The following is a 19,434-nucleotide window of genomic DNA, read 5'->3' on the forward strand; positions in this document are numbered from 1 at the left end:
AGCAGGATAAGACTATGAGTCAAGAACGTTCTTTTATTAAAAGCGGTCGAAACACAATTATACATAAAGATAAAAAACTCGACTTAGTGGTTGTGAATGGTGAGAACCACCCACGCATTAAAGTTACTCAAAATGGTTTAGAGCCGTTTAAAGAAGATCTGCCAAAAAACCGTCGTGAAGCTAAAGAACGCTACTTAGAGATGGTGTATGTAGCAAGCCCAGATGTATTTGCAGAAGAAAAACGTTTGTTGTTTATCCAAGCCCTAGATGGCAGGGAATACAAAGTTGATTACAGTAAAATAGGCACTAAGCTCTTCGTACGTATTCACCAAGATAGTTATTTATAATTCCTGGTCTGGCACTTTAATTGCTTGTTATTAACTTATTTGGCAGTCGGCCATGACCGACTTTGCATTTTAAGGTGGTAAACATGAGATTAGTGCCTCTTACCCTAGTTGCATTAACGACATTAACAGCCTGTGGCGGTGGTGGCGGTTCGAGTGATTCGAATCCAGTCGCAGCAACAGTTAATGCAGGCTCAGATCAGCAAATTATTGAAAAAAGTGAATTTACTGTCTCTGCCAAGGGCTCTCCAGCTGATGGCACTTTTACTTGGGAGCGAGTCAGTGGCCCCGCACTAGAAGGTTTTCCAGCAGAGGGCGCTGAACAAACCATTACCGCTCCTGATATCAAACTTGACTCTGAACTTATATTAAAAGTGAATTATCAAACCGATGGGCAACTTGTTTCCGATCAGGTTAGTATTTTTATTACTTCAAATAATCAACTTCCTGTTGCTGTAATCACCCAAACAGCACCAGAGGAGTTACCATCGCAATATAATGATGTGATCACATTAAGTGGCGAAGAGTCTGCTGATATTGATGAAAATGGCTCAGTTGACAGTTACTTGTGGACGCAACTTGATGGCCCTGATCTAACGGCTGACAGCTACAACAATCAAACCATTAGCTTTACTCACCCACTACTTGAATCAAATACAGCGATGACGTGGCGTTTAACTGTAACGGATGATGAAGGTGGCTCAGCAAGTACTGAGGCGTCGTTTACCTTAAACAAAACCGTTGAAGTGATTATTGCGGATGCAGGTGAAGATCAGCAGGTTATTGAGTTCGATACCGTAACCCTTGATGCCAGCAATAGTGAAATTGTGACGGCAACAAAGTCATGTTTTTGGGAGCAATTAACAGGCGAAACTGTGACCTTGGCAAACCAGAACCAGTGTATCACGACGTTTGTAGCCCCTGATGTTGATACCGATTCAGAGCTTAGTTTTGAAGTTACCGTGACCGACAGTAAATCGCGAAGCGACACAGATACTGTGATTATCGATATTAGCCCAAAACCACTTGGTTTAATTAACGATACAGGCATGAGTGATTGCTATAACAACTCACAAAAAATTAATTGTGACAGCGAAGACTTCCCAAGCCAAGATGCCGATGTAGGTCGTGATAGTGTCGCAAACCAACTAGATAAAGTAGGTCAGGGCGACTTAGCGTTTGATTTTACTAAAATGAATGAATTTGCCGACGAACTGCCTGATGATGCGACCAGCTTTAGTTGTGTTCGCGATAACGTCACAGGGCTTATTTGGGAAGTAAAAGAAGCCAGTTCAACATTACCGCCGTCGACAGCCGATCGTGCAGCGACAAACCATTATACCTGGTATTTAAATGGTTCAAGTGGTGTGCAAACGGGCAGTGTACAAGGAGCTGCCGGCTCTACTTGCCCAAGCACCAGTAACTGTGGTCTGCAAACTTACATTAATGATGTGAACAGCAACGATTTTTGCGGTGGTACAAATTGGCGTGTGCCAACTTACACCGAATTATTAGGGTTATTAGATTATGCCAAACAAGGTGAGTCTACATTACTTAATAGTGATTTCTTCCCAAATCAACCAAGTGATACTCAGCTAAGCTCCGGGAGCAGTTCGTTTATGCCTTATTGGACTTCGCAAACAGCGGCAGATGGTACGAGTTTATCGCAAGCTTATATTATCGATATGAGTAGTGCTAATGATTTAGCGTATCCGAAAAGTAACACCGCCTTTGTGCGCTTAGTTAGAACACCGGGAGAGTAATATGCGAAAGTTACCTTTAATCACAGTACTTAGCGTTATTGCTCTGCAATCGGGTTATGCTGCTGCGCAAGTATGTTATAGCGCCGTCACTGAGACGACCCCTGATAGCCGTTTTGTAATTAACGAAGATGGCACTGTAAGTGATAGCGAAACGGGTCTTATGTGGCAACGTTGTACGTTTGGTCAAAGCTATAACAATGAAACAGATACCTGTGAGGGCACTAGCCAGCAGCTTACTTGGGGCGAAGCTTTACGCGGGGCTGAAAATGCAACCTTTGCTGATTACAGCGATTGGCATGTGCCAAATGTTAAAGAGCTAGCAAGTATTTTAGAACATAGCTGTGTGCAGCCTAGTATCAACGAAAACGCATTTTTATCGACTAAGCTGCAAAACTATTGGAGTAGCACCTCAGGGATCAGTCGCACTGATCTTGCTTGGGTGTACCAGTTTGATAAAGGCATCAACAGCCTTCACGCAAAAACGTCCGATGTTTATTTGCGTTTAGTGCGCTACGAAAAGTAGTCTTTAATAATTTCTAACCGCGCTTGCTCAAGCGCGGTTTTTATTTCAGCGCCTTTAATACCTTGTGCAATAAACTGTTGTGGGTTGACAGCGCGTGCTTGCGTAGCTGCGTTTACTAAAGAGTCATAGCAGGCTACTGGCTGTTGCTGACTTATCTCTAACACCTTTAATACTTGCTCAAAACGCTCAGGGCGACGCCATAAATCAAGTTGGTTAAAGCAAGCAAAAACGGCCTTGCTAGACGGTTTTTCCGCACTTAACGTTGTTTGATGTGTTTGGCTAAACAGCGCTAAATCGCGCACTTCATTAGGTAAGCGTATGTTGCTAGCTATCGCTTTTATCTCGTCGCTTGAAAGCGCTAAGGTAACTTGGCTAAATAACAACGAAGTGTCGTTAACTTGCTGCTCATTTGCATAGGTAAAGCGAGCTTGTAAGGTACGGTAAAGCTCATCACACCATTTACTTTCAAGCTCAGGGCTAATTACATGCAGGCCACCAATGCTGGCAAGCACATTTAAAAACTCGCTAAATGCGCCATCACTGAGGGATTTTTCGCATTCTAACCACACGCGTTCAGCAGTTAGAGTGTTTAGCTCTTTGGCTTTTACCATATCAATTAAAAGCGCCTTGGTTTCTGGCGCAATAGTAAAGCCTAGGTAATGATAACGAGCAGCAAAGCGGGCTACGCGTAATATGCGTAGAGGGTCTTCACTAAAGGCTTCAGAGACATGACGTAATACACGATTTTCAAGGTCTTGCTGGCCAGAAAATGGGTCAACTAAGTTGCCATCTTGGGCTTGAGCAATGGCGTTTACGGTGAGATCTCGACGAATTAAGTCTTGCTCTAAAGTGACATCTGGCGCGAAATCACAAATGAACCCCGTGTAACCTTGGCCTTGTTTTCGCTCAGTGCGCGCCAGCGCATATTCTTCTTTACTTTGTGGGTGTAAAAATACCGGAAAATCTTTACCAACTTGTTGATAGCCTTGGCTGATCAGTTGCTCAGGTGTTGCACCAACCACCACATAATCGCGCTCTTTAACGTCACGACCAAGTAGGGCATCTCTAACTGCGCCACCGACTAAATAAACCTGCATAAAACACCTATAATTTTGCCTTTTCGCTATTTTACGTTATTTAACCAATAAAATGTAAACAAGGTTTTAAGTAGCGATGTTTTTTGCCATTATAGACCGTGATTTTAAACGCAAGGAATAACACGGTGTATTTAAGCTATTTTGGCTTGTCAGAAAAACCCTTTTCGATTGCCCCAAATCCTGAGTATTTATTTCTTAGTGAGCGCCATAAAGAGGCATTAGCGCACCTTACCTATGGATTAGGTGAAGCGGGTGGCTTCGTTTTGTTAACAGGCGAAGTGGGTACAGGTAAAACAACACTAACAAGAAGTCTGCAAGAGCAATTACCTGAAAACACCCAAGTGGCACAAATTCATAATCCGGCTTTGTCACAGCTTGAATTGCTTGCCAGTATTTGTGACGAATTAAAGATTGAGTATGACAGTACTAATGCGACTCTGAAGACCCTTACTGACGTGATTAAAAAGCACCTTGAGGCAAATAATCAAGCGGGCGGTCATACCATCTTAATTATTGATGAAGCACAATTACTCGCACCTGATGTGCTAGAGCAGCTGCGCTTGTTAACCAATATCGAAACAGATCATAAAAAGCTGCTGCAAATTGTATTAGTAGGGCAACCTGAGCTTCAAGAACTACTAAAACGCACTGAATTAAGACAACTTGCCCAGCGTATTACTGCGCGTTATCACTTATTACCACTCACCGAAGGACAAGTGTTTGCCTATGTTAAGCACCGTTTATTTAAAGCGGGCACAGAGCAAGCATTGTTCTCAGGGGATGCGTTAAAAGCGATTTATCAGGTTACTCAAGGCGTACCAAGATTGATCAATTTATTATGTGAGCGCTGTTTAGTGGGAGCTTTTTCACAGCAAAAATTGAGTATCGACAGTGAGCTTGTGATGCGCTCAGCCGCAGAAGCACTGCCGCCAACCAGCACTCCTGTTGCTGTAGCAAATAAAGAGCCGAGTTATGTTTGGCTCTACCCAGTTTCATTTTTAGCCGTATTAGGAATGGGTATTGGTTTATCCTACCTAATATAACGAGTGTTCATTTATGTCATTATTACTAGATGCAATTAAACAATCTGATCAGCACGCACAAACTGCAGTTGATCATGACCAAGCCGCACTTGCGCTCAAACAACAGCAAGAATTAACCCGCTATCGCCGCTTAGCTTTTTCATTTGGGCTATTACTGGCGGCAATCTTGACGCTTATGGCAGGATTTTCGATTGGTAAATGGTTACAGCAAACTAAACCTGTTGCTGAGCAGCCAAAGCTTGTTAATAACAGCAATGAAACCACAGAAAGCGTTGCTACGGAGGCTCAGGCAAGTCCTGAAACACAGCAACCCGCTAAGCAACAGCAAGTAGCGCAAAGCCAAACCCCGCAAGCGACCAACAACCCAACTCAGGTAACAGCGATGCAGCAAGGGCAAGTGCAACAATCTGTACCGCAACAAATGATGCAGCAGGTTCCGGTGCAAGGTCAGCAATATCAATGGGTGCAAGTTCCGGTTAACTCAGCCCCTGTGTATGCTAATCAAGGTTATCAAGTACAACCTCAGTACCAGCAGCAAGCTGTGTATCAAAATCAGCCAGTGTATCAATCACAGCCACAGTTTTCGCAGCCAATGCAACAAGTCAATCCGCAGCAAATGAGCAGCAATGGCATTGATTTAAGTAAATACAAGGTGCTTGGCAAGCCTTTTGATGGTCAGCCAACTCAACCAGTCTCTCAATCATCAACAAATGATGAGCTCAGAGATGTGCCAGATACATTGAAAGATGCTTTTGCTAAAGCGGTTGAAAATGTTGATAACAAACACAACGTTGATATTACCCGTAGCACTAAAAACACATCGTATGCAGAGCCTATTGAGCTATTGCCTGATGCATTACAAAGTCTTATTCCTACGATTAAATATCAAGCGCATATTTATGCCTCAGAAGCGTCTAAACGCTGGATTAAGCTAAATGGTCGTGAGTTATACGAAGGCGATAACATTGGCGTATTATCAGTAATTGAAATTACTCCAGAGCAGAGCTTATTAAGCTACGATGGGTATGAGTTTACGTTAAAAGCATTACAAGACTGGCCTGAGTAGCCAGTCTTTACTTTAGGAATTAAGGTAAAATTGCACTCTTAAAAAAGCGGATCAGGTCGATGTTAAAGTCTCTTGGTCTGACTGCTGATTCTAAGCTATCGTGACAACGGCTGTTGGCCAAATCAATATCTTGCACTTCGGTATAGCGTGCATGTTTAGCGTTATAAAACACTTTCACTTGAGGCTTTAAAGGGCTGGTGGGGTTACTGTGGGTGACCAAACCTAACTTTTGGCTCTCAAGTTTAACCAAGGTGCCGACGGGGTGAACACCGATGCACTGAATAAACTTAGTGACTAGATCTCCGTCAAAGCTATCTGGGCAGCCATCTTTAAGTATCTTAAACGCCTTAATTGGTTCCATGCCAGCTTTATAGACCCGTTCAGCGGTCAATGCATCATAAACATCAACAATCGAAGCCATGCGTACATATAAGCTTATCTCTTCACCACTTTTACCAAACGGATAACCACTGCCGTCTAAACGTTCGTGATGGAACCCTGCTATATCTACAGCAATCCCGCTCAAGCCTGCTTGCTCTAAAATTTCTTTACTGAAGCGAGCATGGTCTTGAATTGCTTGATATTCTTCATCTGTTAACTTACCAGGCTTGTTGAGTATCTCATCGGGAATATTTATTTTTCCAATATCGTGAAGTAAAGCACCGGTCGCAAGCTCTTCAATAATGGCTTTTTCAATACCTAGGTGCTTAGCAAAAATACTCATCAAAATTGATACATTGATAGAATGCTCAAGTAGGTATGCATCCTTTTCACGCATACGAGTGATACAGGCAAGCGCATCTTGATTACGAAAAACCGAATCAATAAAGCCACTTGCGAGCTCTTGAAAAGGGGCAATATCAATTTTGTTGCCATCGCGGATATCGTCAAAGGCTTTGCTTTGTAATGATCTTGCTTCGTTATATAAGCTGTTTGCTTTGCCCATTTCTGCAGACACACTATGGGTTGTGTGCCAAGGATCAAAAGCGCTAGTCTCGCCAACAGGTTGCGGATTATGTTGCTGCTCAACCACTTTATTCTCATTGTCTAAGGTCAGTGTTTTGTCCGGGTCGATAGCTATTTCTAATATGCCAGCCTTGATCAGCTTGTCTATGCTTCCCTGTGTTTTTACCCAACCTTGGTTTTTTATACGGATCTTGCCTTTTTGTTTTGTCACGCTTTGGACAAACATACCGGGCTTAAGTTGATTGATAGGGAGTGTTTTCAAAGCCTTTACTTCTAGTCGAATACATTACTATAAAACTAGCAGAAAACTTGTAGCTCGGTAAACAAGAATAGTAAAAAGGTATTTGTAAAAATCAAAAGCCCCCGCAAATGCGAGGGCTTTTAAGTAACTCAGGAAAGTTTAATTTCCTTTAACTAATACGATTACTCGTCGTCTTCAACTAAGGTCATTAGTGATGTGTTACCACCTGAAGCGGTTGTATCAACACTGATTGTTTTCTCAGTTAGTAGACGCTTGATTAGCGTGTCGTAGTACTCAGAGCTGATCACTGGCAGAATCGCACCTTTACGTTGTGCTAGCTGCTGGCTGAAGTAGCCTAAGCGTGATGAACGAGCCGCAACAACCGCACCTGCAAGGTGAGGGTGCGCCAAAATAGCTTGTAACTGATTAGGTTTAGCAACTTGGAATACACCTTCAGCAATACCTGTTGAGATAAACTTATCTTTAAACGCAACCGCTTCGTCAAAGAATAACTCAGAAGCAACCGTGATTACGGTATTACCAGCAGCAAGTGCTGTGATAATCGAAATTGCCCAGAAGTTAAATGACGTACTCTTATCTGCATAACAAACCACACAACCACGAGGCTCTAAGTGAAGCGAGTTAGATTCACCCGTAGGTCCAGGCAGCACAGTGTGCTTGCGCATGTGTTTTTCAAGACGGTTAAGTTGTGCACGTGCATCAGCTAACGTTAATGCTAAGTCATCCGCAAGCTCGTCGATAATTTCTACAGTCGCTACTTTTGCAAGTAATTGACGCACAGCAGAAACTCGGTCGTTTAGTGGTGTTGAGCGCCAGATTTTCTCATCGCGTAATGAGTTTTCCATCAGCTTAGCAACTTGCTCAGCTGCACCTGAATAGTGGTGAGTATCTAACTCATCAGGTGTTAGGTTTGTCATTTGTACGTTATCTGGTGATGCTTTTTCTTTCACAAGACGCTGTAAGTAGTTAGGGCCACCGGCCTTAGGGCCTGTGCCTGATAAACCACGGCCACCAAATGGTTGTACGCCAACAATCGCACCAATCATATTACGGTTGACGTAAACATTACCTGCACGTGACATCTTCGCCACGTACTCGCAGCGCTCTTCGATACGTGAGTGGATCCCCATGGTCAGACCGAAGCCAGTGCCATTGATTTGATCAATTACGTTATCAAGCTCTGTGCCTTTAAAGCGGATGATATGCACACACGGGCCAAATACCTCACGTTTAAGCACAGATAAGTCTTTGATCTCGTAAAGACGAGGAGCAAAGAAGAATGCGCCATTTTCGCTGTTATCAGGAATCGCACACTCATAGTGAAGAGTTGCATTACCTTTTAAGTATTCAACGTGGTCATTTAAGTTTTTCAGTGCTTTTTCGTCGATAACAGGACCTATATCTGTTGAAAGCAATGATGGGTCACCAACGTGAAGTTCTTTTAAAGCGCCTTTGAGCATCTCAATGATGCCATCAGCAACGTCTTCTTGTAAGAACAATACACGTAGTGCAGAACAACGTTGACCAGCACTTTGGAAGCCAGAGCTGATCACATCGTCAACAACTTGCTCAGGTAGGGCTGTTGAATCAACGATCATACAGTTTTGACCGCCTGTTTCAGCGATAAGCGGTACTTGAATATCATTACGCGCAGCAAGAGTTTGCGAAATAAGAGTCCCTGTTTCTGTAGAACCGGTGAACATAACAGCTTGAATACGCTCATCAGGAACGATGGTTTTACCCACTTCGCTACCACGGGCAATAACAGGTTGTACAACGTGCTCAGGTAAGCCTACTGAAAGCATCAGTTCAATTGCACGGAGGGCGATTAAGCTAGTCTGTTCAGCAGGTTTCGCAATAACAGTGTTACCAGTCACGATTGCTGCAGCTACTTGACCTAAGAAGATTGCAAGTGGGAAGTTCCATGGGCTGATACATAAGATCACACCACGTGCTTCAAAGCGCTCATCTTCTGATAGTTCTTCAGCGCGTGCAGCGTAGTAGCGGCAGAAATCCACTGCTTCACGAACTTCATCGATACCATCTTGGGTAATTTTACCCGCTTCTTTAATACAGATAGCAACAAGCTCATCGTGGTGACGCTCTAAGATGTCAGCAACGCGGCGTAATAAGTTTGCGCGCTCTTTTACTGGCGTTTGTGACCATGACTCAAATGCTTTTTCTGCATTTTCTAAAAGTGCAGTCATTTCGTCAGAAGATTGTAGTTTCACATGACCAATAATTTCTTTGTGATTTGCAGGGTTCTTCACAGGAAGAGAGCCTTCTGGCACATCGCTTAATTCAATGCGGTGCTCATCAAACCACGTATCAAGATTTTCTTTAAATGGTGTGATGACGTTGATATCAGTTAAGTCCATACCCTTTGAGTTAGCACGTTCTTCACCATATAAATCAATTGGCATCTTAATTTGCGTGTTGTACTTGTTACGTAAACCTTGCAGTGTTTCAACAGGGTCAGGTAATAGTGATTCAACAGGCTTAGTCGTATCAACAATCGCATTTACGAATGACGAGTTAGCACCGTTTTCTAATAAACGACGAACTAAGTATGCAAGTAAGTCTTCGTGTTGGCCCACAGGAGCGTAAACACGACATTGAATTTTCTCTTGGGTTACGATTTGGTCGAATAACGACTCACCCATACCGTGTAGACGTTGGAATTCAAAACCTTCGTTGTCGCCTTTTGCAACTTCTAAGATTGTTGCTGCAGTGTATGCGTTGTGTGTAGCAAATTGTGGGTACAATACATCACGTGCTTCTAGAAGCTTAATTGCACAAGCTTTGTAAGAAACGTCAGTGGTCGCTTTACGTGTAAATACAGGGTAGTGATCTAAACCATCTTGTTGAGTGGTTTTGATTTCTGTATCCCAGTATGCACCTTTTACAAGGCGAACCATTAGTTTACGACCAACGCGACGAGCAAGTTCTGCAACCCACTCAACGACAAAAATAGCGCGTTTTTGGTATGCTTGAACTGCTAAACCAAAGCCGTTCCAGTTACCTAAATCGTCATCGCTAAATACCGCTTCAATAACATCTAAAGAAATATCTAAACGGTCAGCTTCTTCAGCATCAACAGTAAAACCGATATCGTAGCTTTTCGCTGCAAGCGCAAGTTCTTTTAACTTAGGTACGATTTCAGCAATAACACGTTCGCGGTGAGTGAACTCATAGCGTGGGTGAATCGCAGAAATTTTAACTGAGATGCCAGGGCTCTTGATTGGACCACGGCCATTTGCCGCTTTACCAATTGCGTGGATAGCTGTCATGTAGCTTTGGAAGTAACGCTCTGCATCTTTCATTGTGCGAGCGCCTTCACCTAGCATATCGTAAGAATATACGTAGCCTTTTTGCTCTTTATCAGCTGCACGTTCAATCGCTTCGTCGATAGTACGACCCATAACGAATTGCTTACCCATGATCTTCATCGCGAAGTTCACAGATTTACGAATAACAGGCTCACCTAAACGACCAATTGTCTTCTTAAGAACTCCGAATTGCTGCTCTTTTGACTTGTCGCTGTAGTTAACCATTTTACCGGTTACTAACAGGCCCCAAGAAGAGGCATTTACAAATAGTGAATCGCTGCTACCTAAATGCGAGCTCCAGTCACCTTTAGCAAGTTTGTCACGAATTAGTGACTCTTGTGTTGCTTTATCTGGAACACGTAATAGTGCTTCTGCAAGACACATTAATACAACGCCTTCTTCACTTGATAGTGAGAATTCATTTAATAGTGCATCTACACCGCTTTGACCATCCTGATCGCGACGGATATTTAAAACCATTTGACGAGCACGTTCCCACGCTCGGCTACGCGCTTTCACGCCTACTTCAGCCAAAGGCAAAATATGATCAATAACCGCATTTTCGTCAATACGGTAGAAATCACGGATCTTTTGTCTAATTGGACATTCAGTTGTCAAATCGCCATTAAATAGCATATGTAACCCTCTGGTATGTGGAGTCTAAAAAATGAACTAATTACATTTCTTACCATTGATATAATTCGTGCATTCTAATGAAAATCCAGCAGAATATGCTGGTTAAATTTTTCGATTTACGATAATTTACAGGGCATACCGTTAACTTAGCCGCATAAAATTCTGTTATGACCAGTCCGAATAGATTACGCATGTTAGATCGCATCGATTTAGCAATTTTAGACGCTCTGCAAAAAAATGGCAGAATATCGAACGTAAACCTCGCAAAACAGGTAAACCTAAGCCCAAGCCCATGTCTAGACCGTGTAAAACGTTTAGAACAAGAAGGCTACATCGAAGGCTATTACGCAAAGCTTAGCGAGGCAAAACTTAACCAGAGCTTGTTAGCACATGTACAGGTCTCGTTGGTGACCTCGAATACATCGGTATTTAAAGTCTTTCGTGAATATATTTTAAATATTCCGCAAGTGGTTGAATGCGACATGGTTGCTGGTGGCTATGACTACTTATTAAAAGTACGTGTGTCTGATATGGACGAATATCGCCAAGTACTGGGGGATTTAGTTGATATCCCAGGGGTGGGTACGCATCACACCTATATGGTGATCGAAAAAATAAAACAAGACAACGGGCTAAGGTTCGATATATAGATACAAAAAAAAGCACCATCAGGTGCTTTTTTGTTGACTATTTAGTGGCTTATGCCCAGCCGTCGTAACGTTTACGACGAGATAACACCACCGTTAAGATAATACCTAACAGTAAGCCGATAAATGCAATTGCACCGCCATAAGTAAGTAGCTGGCGTTTCTCTTTTGCACTTGCTGTTTGCTTTGCATTGCGCTCAGACTCAATGGTGTTCTTAAGCGTTTCGATTTGCTTGCTAAGAGCTAGATTTTGCTCTGTCAGTGATTTGTTCTGCTCTTGTAGTTGTGGCAGTTCAATTTCAGCTTGGCGAAGTTGCTCTTGCATAACTGTCATGTCGTTATTCAGCGCTTGAAATTGTTGTTTAATACCGGCATTTTCAGTAACAAATTTTGACTCTACCCAACCTTCACGATCTTTATCATCACGAATTTTAAAGTAGCCATTATCCTCACCTGACAACAACACAACTTGTGTACCTGCATCGACTGAACCCAAAATGCGGTAGTTTTTGCTTGGACCTGAGTGCATAAAGGTGTACAGGTTATCGACTATGTAGGCGGTGTTTTGGCTGTCGCTGCTTGGCGCTTCTTCTGCGTAGCTAATAAAAGAGGTGGCCGCAAGGAGCAACCCAAAAATACACTGTTTTAACATCAATCTACCTTGTTAATGTGATCTTGCCTAGAAGTGGCTAAATTTATAATTTCTTTATGTATAGAGATAGTAGGGATTTCAACTATTAATAGCAAGGCTGATATTGTAATCCTTGCGTAAGCTTAACCGCAAAAAACAGGAAAAAATTTGCATTAACTGTCTGCTTTGTTTATTTTGATCACTTATTTATTTTAAATGTACTCCGCAAAGCGAATGGATACTGAGATAGAATTGAAGTTTTTGGTGTCAGATGCCGTTGTTCCACTGATCCCCGCATTAATTACCCAATTTGCAAAAACCGTTACCAATAAACCGTCACGCAACTTACAAAATGCTTATTACGACACGCCAAGCCGAGAGTTACGTGCTTTAGATATTGGCCTTCGTACTCGCTGTTGTGATGGTGAGTGTGAGCAAACCATCAAGCTTGCTGGCGAAGTGGTTGGCGGCTTACATCAACGCCCAGAATACAATTTACCACTGTCAGGTAACCGCCCTGATTTACTCGCATTTGATGCTGCTATTTGGCCGCATGGCATGCAAGTGTCTGGTATTGCAGAAAACCTATACCCAATTTTTAGCACTAACTTTATACGCCGTACTTGGTTAATCGAAACCGAAAATGGCGCAAAAATTGAAGTGGTATTAGATAAAGGTGAAGTTGCTGCGTCGGGTCAGGTTGAGCCAATCTCTGAACTTGAAATCGAACTGATTGAAGGTAGTCGCAATGAGTTGTTTGCTCTGGCAGATAAGCTGGTTAGTGAAAGCCATGTTCGCTTAGGGCTTTATTCTAAAGCTGCTCGAGGTTATCGTCTTGCAGATGACAAACCATTAAAAGCAAGCAAGTCAATTGGCTTTGTGCCACTAAAACGCGGCGCAACCCAAGAACAAGCTTTAATAGAAAGCATCAACTACGCGATTCGCTTTGTACAAAAACATGAAGCCTGCTATTTCATTAAACCAAGTCTAAAAACCCTTAAGCGTGTCACCGACGGTATTCGTTTAATTCGCCATACATTTTGGCTGTTTGACGATATTGTTAGTAAAGACGATACCGACTCATTGCGAACAGAGTTAAAGTGGTTACTAAGCGAATTAGCGTGGGTTGAAAATGCAATTCAGCTAAAAACCTACACATCTAAGCGCCACGCGTACTACAAAAAAATCAACAGTGCGCCTGAGCTCACACAAGTTATTGATGACTTAAAAGAGCTTCAGCCAAGCATTGATGATATTGAAACTCTTTTTCATAGCACCCGATACAACCGCTTATTATTACAATTAACAACCTGGTTAATTGAAAAACAATGGCGCAAATCATGGGGGCAAGCTGAGTTTCAGGCAGCAGAAAAACCAGTTGCTGATATTGCTAAACGTTTATTTGCTAAAGATTGGCACGACATGCACGAGCTTATTCCTGAGCAGCAAGTGTTTACAGATAAAGACTATTTGGCACTACGCACCCGCCTTGAAAACTCATTACTCAGCGGCAACTGCTTAGGCGCTTTGTTCGATAAAGAAGATCGAAATGAGTTCCGTATGCCGTGGGTTGATATCTCTCATGGTATTTATGAGTTAAGCACCCTTGAGTATTTAAAGCAGTTATGTGCAGGGCAAGACGACTTAGAGCTGACAAAAATTCAATCATGGCTTGATCAAAAGTCAGAGTTTTTGGTTAGTGCGATGGAGCAAAGTCGCCACGCGTCATTTAATACAGACCCTTATTGGTTTTAAATAAATGCACTTTTGCCTATGGATAGGGTTAGCATGTTTGAGTCTCTCGGCAGTAGCTAACCCTATTGAATGGCAATCCTATAAACAGCAAGACGGCATAAAGGTTAGCTATAAAAAGCATGAAACCGGCATTATAGAAATTAATGCTTCTGTGCTGGTAAAAAATGCCAAGGCCAGTGATTTTATGGCATTACTCAGTGATACTGACAACGCCGCAAACTGGCTCGAAAATGTCAAAAGCGTGACGCTAATGGAGCGCTTAAGCCCCTCAGAAACCCTTGTTTATACCCACTTTAACTCGCCTTGGCCGGTATCAGACCGAGATTTAGTAAGTTACTCTTGTTATCGCGCTTTAGATGAACACACAACCGAACTACAAATCAAAAGCCAACCTTATGCAAAAGCCGAAGCCTCTGGCGTTGTGCGTATTAAAGACCTCACCGCTTATTGGCGTTTAGAACAGCAACAAAGTAATTTGTTGGTTAGCCATCAAGCCTATGCTGATCCAAGTGGTTCAATTCCACATTGGTTAAGTAACAAGGTATCGCTAAAAAGTGTTTATAAAACACTACAAGCACTGAGAGAACAATTAACTAACAATCAGTTTTCCCGTACTAACACCAGCAGCATTCCAGGTGATTGCTAGGGTTTAATCAAGCGTCTTTGGGTGACAGAGTAAGAATTTATCATTATGATCAGGTGAATTCTGAGCGGGTAGGTAAAAAATGAAAGAACCAAAAATTCCCCTAGTTAATAAGCCAAATGGTATTGGCTTTGGGCGTATTTTAAAAGCAACCAAGTGTTCTATTAAAGGCTTTAAAGCGGCATTTAAAGAAGAGTCGGCATTTCGCTCTGAAATCTATTTAGGGGTGTGCTTATTACCCTTGTCAGTGGTTCTTGCGCAGTCATTAAATCATTGGTTAGTGCTGTTTATTCCTTACTTATTATTATTAATTGTTGAGTTACTGAACTCGTCGATAGAAGCGCTCACTGACCGAGTAGGGATTGAATATCATGTATTATCGGGGCGAGCTAAAGATATGGCTTCTGCGGCAGTGACATTGAGCTTGCTAATTCTTGCTTTGGTATGGGGTGTAGCCGTTTACGAAAAGATAGTGAGTTACCTTTAAATCAGACACAAAAAAAGCGCCAAAAGGCGCTTTTTTCATTTTATTAAACCTATTACAGGCCAGCAGCTGCGCGAAGTGCGTCTGCTTTGTCTGTACGCTCCCAAGGGAACTCATCACGACCGAAGTGACCATAAGCCGCAGTCGGTTGATAGATAGGACGCTCAAGATCAAGCATTTGGATTAAGCCGTAAGGGCGTAGGTCGAAGTGCTCACGTACTAATTCGATTAGACGCGCTTCATCTAATTTACCTGTACCAAATGTCTCGATGCTGATAGATGTTGGCTCTGCAACACCGATAGCGTAAGAAACTTGTAGCTCACATTTGTCAGCAAGGCCAGCAGCAACCACGTTTTTAGCAACGTAACGAGCAGCATATGCAGCTGAACGGTCAACTTTTGATGGATCTTTACCAGAGAAAGCACCACCACCGTGACGAGCCATACCACCGTATGTATCAACGATGATTTTACGACCTGTAAGACCACAGTCACCCATTGGGCCACCGATTACGAAACGGCCAGTTGGGTTGATGAAGAACTTAGTTGCGCTTGAGATTAGCTCAGCAGGAAGAACCGGCTTAATGATCGTTTCCATTACCGCTTCAACTAAGTCGTTTTGTGAGATTGAATCACAGTGTTGAGTTGAAAGAACAACTGCATCAATACCAACAGGCTTGCCATTTTCATATGCAAACGTTACTTGAGATTTTGCATCTGGGCGTAACCAGTTAAGCTCACCGCTTTTACGAACTTCAGCTTGGCGCTGAACTAGACGGTGTGAGTAAGTGATTGGTGCAGGCATTAAAACGTCAGTTTCATTACATGCATAACCGAACATTAGACCTTGGTCACCAGCACCTTGCTCTTCTGGGCGAGCACGGTCAACACCTTGGTTGATGTCTGGAGATTGTTTACCGATAGTGTTTAGGATTGCACAAGAGTCAGCATCGAAACCCATGTCTGAGTGCGTGTAACCGATTTCACGTACTGTTTTACGTGTGATTTCTTCGATATCAACCCAAGCGCTAGTTGTGATTTCACCACCAACCATCACCATACCGGTCTTAACGTAAGTCTCACATGCAACACGGGCATGAGAATCTTGCTCAAGGATAGCATCTAGAACCGCGTCAGAGATTTGGTCCGCGATTTTATCCGGATGACCTTCAGAAACAGATTCAGAAGTAAATAAATGTTTTGCCATTGTATTTCTGCTCACAAATATTGCGCTTCACAAACGTCGGTAATAGCGCTAAAAAATTAAGGGGCGTATTTTATCTAAAACAAATATGTTTGCATAGTAATTTTACGCCTAGACGTCTATTTAAAATTACTAATAACGTATTGTTCTTAATAAACGCCCATAATTGGTGCATTTAATGCGGATTTTTAATTGCACTGTACCCTTACAATAAGTAAGAATGGGGCTTCATAAACAACCAGCGCAAATACATAAAGGTAGGAGAATTCATGCCATCACGCAAAGAACTTGCAAATGCTATTCGCGTCTTATCAATGGACGCAGTACAACAGGCCAAATCTGGTCACCCTGGCGCCCCTATGGGCATGGCAGATATCGCAGAAGTACTATGGCGCGATTATCTAAAGCACAATCCAACGAATCCAGAGTGGGCAGACCGAGATCGATTTATTCTTTCGAATGGCCACGGTTCAATGCTGATCTATTCTCTACTGCACCTAAGTGGCTATGACTTACCATTAGATGAAATTAAAAATTTCCGTCAAATGCACTCAAAAACACCAGGTCACCCAGAGTATGGGTATGCACCAGGTATTGAGACTACTACGGGTCCATTAGGTCAAGGGATCACAAATGCAGTGGGCATGGCAATTGCCGAAAAAGCGCTAGCTGCACAGTTTAACCGTGAAGGCCACGATATTGTTGACCACTTCACGTATGCATTCATGGGTGATGGCTGTTTAATGGAAGGTATTTCACACGAAGCCTGTTCATTAGCCGGTACATTAGGCCTAGGTAAACTAGTTGCGTTTTGGGATGACAATGGCATCTCAATTGATGGTGAAGTAGAAGGTTGGTTCAGCGATGACACACCAGCGCGCTTCAAAGCATACGGCTGGCACGTAGTAAGTGATGTTGATGGTCATAACCCTGATGCAATTCGCGCCGCTATCGAAGAAGCGCGTAGCATCACTGATAAGCCATCATTAATTTGTTGTAAAACAGTGATTGGTTACGGTTCACCTAACAAATCAGGTAGCCATGACTGTCACGGTGCGCCACTAGGTGAAGACGAAATTAAAGCATCTCGTGAGTTCCTAGGTTGGACTGGCGATGCATTTGAAATCCCTGCTGATATCTACAGCGAGTGGGATGGCAAAGAAAAAGGTAAGCAACTAGAAGCAAGCTGGGACGAAAAGTTTGCAGCGTACGCAAGTGCACACCCTGAACTTGCTGCTGAGTTTAAACGCCGTACAAATGGTGAGTTACCAGCTGATTGGGCTGAAAAGTCACAAGCTTACATCGAAGGCCTACAAGCAAACCCAGCAAACCCAGCAACACGTAAAGCATCACAAAATGCATTAAACGCGTTTGGCCCGTTACTACCAGAATTCATGGGTGGCTCTGCTGACCTTGCTGGTTCTAACTTAACACTTTGGGATGGCTCAAAAGGCCTAGAAGCAAACGATGCAAGTGGTAACTACATTTTCTACGGTGTACGTGAATTTGGTATGTCAGCGATTATGAATGGTATTGCATTGCACAAAGGCTTTATTCCTTACGGTGCTACATTCTTAATGTTCATGGAATACGCACGTAACGCAGTACGTATGGCGGCATTAATGAAGCAGCCAAGCATCTTCGTTTACACACACGATTCAATTGGTCTAGGTGAAGATGGCCCAACGCACCAACCGGTAGAGCAAATCGCAAGCATGCGTTTAACGCCTAACCTAGTGAACTGGCGTCCATGTGACCAAGTTGAGTCAGCGATTGCATGGCAACAAGCAATTGAGCGTAAAGATGGCCCAACGTCACTCATTTTCACTCGTCAAGGCCTTGAGCAACAAGCGCGTACTGCACAGCAGTTAGCCGATGTGAAAAAAGGTGGTTACGTACTTAGCTGTGACGGTGAGCCAGAGCTTATCCTTATTGCAACAGGTTCTGAAGTACAGCTTGCACAAGATGCCGCTGCAGAACTTCGTTCACAAGGTAAAAAAGTACGTGTGGTGTCTATGCCTTCAACTGATTTATTTGATGAGCAAGACGCTGCGTATAAAGAAAGCGTATTACCTGCAAGCGTTACACGCCGCGTAGCAATCGAAGCGGGCATCGCAGACTACTGGTATAAATATGTAGGCCTAAATGGCGCAGTAGTTGGTATGACGACATTCGGTGAGTCAGCACCTGCAGGCGAGCTATTCAAGCACTTTGGTTTCACTGTTGAAAACATCGTAAACAAAGCAAACGCCTTGTTCTAAGCTTTAGCCGCTAAAACTTAAAAGCCCGCCCTGTTAGCTACAGCGCGGGTTTTTTTGTGTTTGACTGGTAGGTTGGGTAGAACGGAGTGAAACCCAACACATTCGCAGCTGTCAGCCATCAGTTTTAAAACCCACCTCACCGTAGGCGTGAAATTTATTTCGCGTGAAAAGTTATGCTTTTTGGTTGAATACTTGAAGTCAAATTTGTTTAAGATAAAGTGAGATACAAACGAGCGGTAATGCTTTTGTGTTACTTTTTATTAAGCCAGTAGTTTAAGCGTGTTTCAGGATTTTCAAGAACGGATTTACATATCAAACCATATTTCTCGATTAGAATTGCAGAATTGGAAAAGTTACTGCCTGTTTCTTCTACTAATTGTTGATAACTTAACTTTACACGAGACTTTGTGACTTTTTTATTTGAAAGCATTACTGCACCCTCAAAGGCTAATATTCCCATTCTAGTCAGCTGAGAACTATCAGAGTCACTGGCTTCAAGGCCTTTGGCCATGAATAGATAATATGCTGCACAAGTGGCATAGTCTGATGATAAATTTGCTATGGCTCTTTCTGAAGAATAAGCGTGTGACAAAACGCTGAATGTGCACAAACAGATTGTAAGCAATTTTTTCATTATTTCACCAATTATTATGATAGCTTTTCTAGCAAAATTCACAGTTTTCTGCTTGATTGAAAATTTATCGATAAAAGATTTAGTTTCAGAAAGTTAGTCCATTTTAAATTAAAATCAACGTCTAACACTTAAAATATCTTAAGAGT

Annotated in this window: 16 protein-coding genes; 10 read left to right on the forward strand and 6 right to left on the reverse strand. The window is 42.7% G+C overall.

Features of this window, described 5'->3' with window-relative positions:
- Window positions 1–14 precede the first annotated feature (14 nt).
- The 3 genes from KQP93_RS03415 (at window position 15) to KQP93_RS03425 (ending at window position 2,630) form a co-directional block, all read left to right on the forward strand.
- On the forward strand, window positions 15–347 hold the full coding sequence (locus KQP93_RS03415; protein WP_217875824.1) for a hypothetical protein: 333 nt from the start codon (window positions 15–17) through the stop codon (window positions 345–347).
- Window positions 348–430: 83 nt separating this feature from the next.
- The gene (locus KQP93_RS03420; RefSeq protein ID WP_217875825.1) at window positions 431–2,107 is read left to right on the forward strand and encodes a DUF1566 domain-containing protein; all 1,677 of its coding nucleotides are present in this window, start codon (window positions 431–433) and stop codon (window positions 2,105–2,107) included.
- Window position 2,108: 1 nt separating this feature from the next.
- Complete coding sequence (locus KQP93_RS03425) at window positions 2,109–2,630, forward strand: DUF1566 domain-containing protein (RefSeq protein ID WP_217875826.1); 522 nt, start codon at window positions 2,109–2,111, stop codon at window positions 2,628–2,630.
- Here the strand turns inward: KQP93_RS03425 and KQP93_RS03430 are convergent.
- Window positions 2,618–3,727, reverse strand: coding sequence for a tRNA nucleotidyltransferase (locus KQP93_RS03430; RefSeq protein ID WP_217875828.1), 1,110 nt, complete (start codon window positions 3,725–3,727; stop codon window positions 2,618–2,620). The two genes, KQP93_RS03425 and KQP93_RS03430, sit on opposite strands and share 13 nt — an antisense overlap.
- 125 nt (window positions 3,728–3,852) lie before the next feature.
- On the opposite strand from KQP93_RS03430, the gene KQP93_RS03435 reads away from it, so the two are divergent.
- Together KQP93_RS03435 and KQP93_RS03440 are read left to right on the forward strand one after the other, a co-directional pair.
- Window positions 3,853–4,770: an ExeA family protein gene (locus tag KQP93_RS03435; RefSeq protein ID WP_058585795.1), complete on the forward strand. Its 918-nt coding sequence runs from the start codon at window positions 3,853–3,855 to the stop codon at window positions 4,768–4,770.
- A gap of 13 nt (window positions 4,771–4,783) precedes the next feature.
- The gene (locus KQP93_RS03440) at window positions 4,784–5,836 is read left to right on the forward strand and encodes a general secretion pathway protein GspB (RefSeq protein WP_217875829.1); all 1,053 of its coding nucleotides are present in this window, start codon (window positions 4,784–4,786) and stop codon (window positions 5,834–5,836) included.
- Between the two features lie 19 nt (window positions 5,837–5,855).
- On the opposite strand, the gene KQP93_RS03445 is transcribed toward KQP93_RS03440, so the two are convergent.
- Together KQP93_RS03445 and putA are read right to left on the reverse strand one after the other, a co-directional pair.
- Window positions 5,856–7,064, reverse strand: a complete 1,209-nt coding sequence (locus KQP93_RS03445; RefSeq protein WP_217875832.1) for an HD-GYP domain-containing protein — start codon at window positions 7,062–7,064, stop codon at window positions 5,856–5,858.
- 161 nt (window positions 7,065–7,225) lie between these two features.
- The gene (gene putA / locus KQP93_RS03450; RefSeq protein WP_217875834.1) at window positions 7,226–11,029 is read right to left on the reverse strand and encodes a bifunctional proline dehydrogenase/L-glutamate gamma-semialdehyde dehydrogenase PutA; all 3,804 of its coding nucleotides are present in this window, start codon (window positions 11,027–11,029) and stop codon (window positions 7,226–7,228) included.
- 167 nt (window positions 11,030–11,196) lie between these two features.
- Between putA and KQP93_RS03455 the strand changes: the two genes are divergently transcribed.
- A complete protein-coding gene (locus KQP93_RS03455; RefSeq protein WP_217875835.1) occupies window positions 11,197–11,679 on the forward strand; it encodes a winged helix-turn-helix transcriptional regulator in 483 nt (160 codons plus the stop codon).
- A 49-nt stretch (window positions 11,680–11,728) separates the two neighbouring features.
- On the opposite strand, the gene KQP93_RS03460 is transcribed toward KQP93_RS03455, so the two are convergent.
- Window positions 11,729–12,328 (reverse strand): TIGR04211 family SH3 domain-containing protein, encoded by a 600-nt coding sequence (locus KQP93_RS03460; protein ID WP_217875836.1) that lies wholly within the window; start codon window positions 12,326–12,328, stop codon window positions 11,729–11,731.
- A gap of 213 nt (window positions 12,329–12,541) precedes the next feature.
- On the opposite strand from KQP93_RS03460, the gene KQP93_RS03465 reads away from it, so the two are divergent.
- The 3 genes from KQP93_RS03465 (at window position 12,542) to KQP93_RS03475 (ending at window position 15,192) form a co-directional block, all read left to right on the forward strand.
- Window positions 12,542–14,062 carry a CYTH and CHAD domain-containing protein gene (locus KQP93_RS03465; protein ID WP_217875837.1) on the forward strand — a complete coding sequence of 507 codons (1,521 nt, stop codon included), beginning with the start codon at window positions 12,542–12,544 and terminating at the stop codon, window positions 14,060–14,062.
- A 37-nt stretch (window positions 14,063–14,099) separates the two neighbouring features.
- Complete coding sequence (locus tag KQP93_RS03470) at window positions 14,100–14,708, forward strand: START domain-containing protein (RefSeq protein WP_217875838.1); 609 nt, start codon at window positions 14,100–14,102, stop codon at window positions 14,706–14,708.
- 79 nt (window positions 14,709–14,787) lie between these two features.
- Window positions 14,788–15,192, forward strand: a complete 405-nt coding sequence (locus KQP93_RS03475; protein ID WP_063529953.1) for a diacylglycerol kinase — start codon at window positions 14,788–14,790, stop codon at window positions 15,190–15,192.
- Between the two features lie 52 nt (window positions 15,193–15,244).
- On the opposite strand, the gene metK is transcribed toward KQP93_RS03475, so the two are convergent.
- The gene (metK, locus tag KQP93_RS03480) at window positions 15,245–16,396 is read right to left on the reverse strand and encodes a methionine adenosyltransferase (protein WP_217875840.1); all 1,152 of its coding nucleotides are present in this window, start codon (window positions 16,394–16,396) and stop codon (window positions 15,245–15,247) included.
- 266 nt (window positions 16,397–16,662) lie between these two features.
- Between metK and tkt the strand changes: the two genes are divergently transcribed.
- The gene (tkt, locus tag KQP93_RS03485) at window positions 16,663–18,654 is read left to right on the forward strand and encodes a transketolase (protein WP_217875842.1); all 1,992 of its coding nucleotides are present in this window, start codon (window positions 16,663–16,665) and stop codon (window positions 18,652–18,654) included.
- Window positions 18,655–18,904: 250 nt separating this feature from the next.
- Here the strand turns inward: tkt and KQP93_RS03490 are convergent, their stop codons facing one another.
- The gene (locus KQP93_RS03490) at window positions 18,905–19,330 is read right to left on the reverse strand and encodes a hypothetical protein (RefSeq protein ID WP_217875843.1); all 426 of its coding nucleotides are present in this window, start codon (window positions 19,328–19,330) and stop codon (window positions 18,905–18,907) included.
- Window positions 19,331–19,434: the final 104 nt, after the last annotated feature.

This window comes from Pseudoalteromonas shioyasakiensis (assembly GCF_019134595.1).
GTDB lineage: Bacteria > Pseudomonadota > Gammaproteobacteria > Enterobacterales > Alteromonadaceae > Pseudoalteromonas > Pseudoalteromonas shioyasakiensis_A.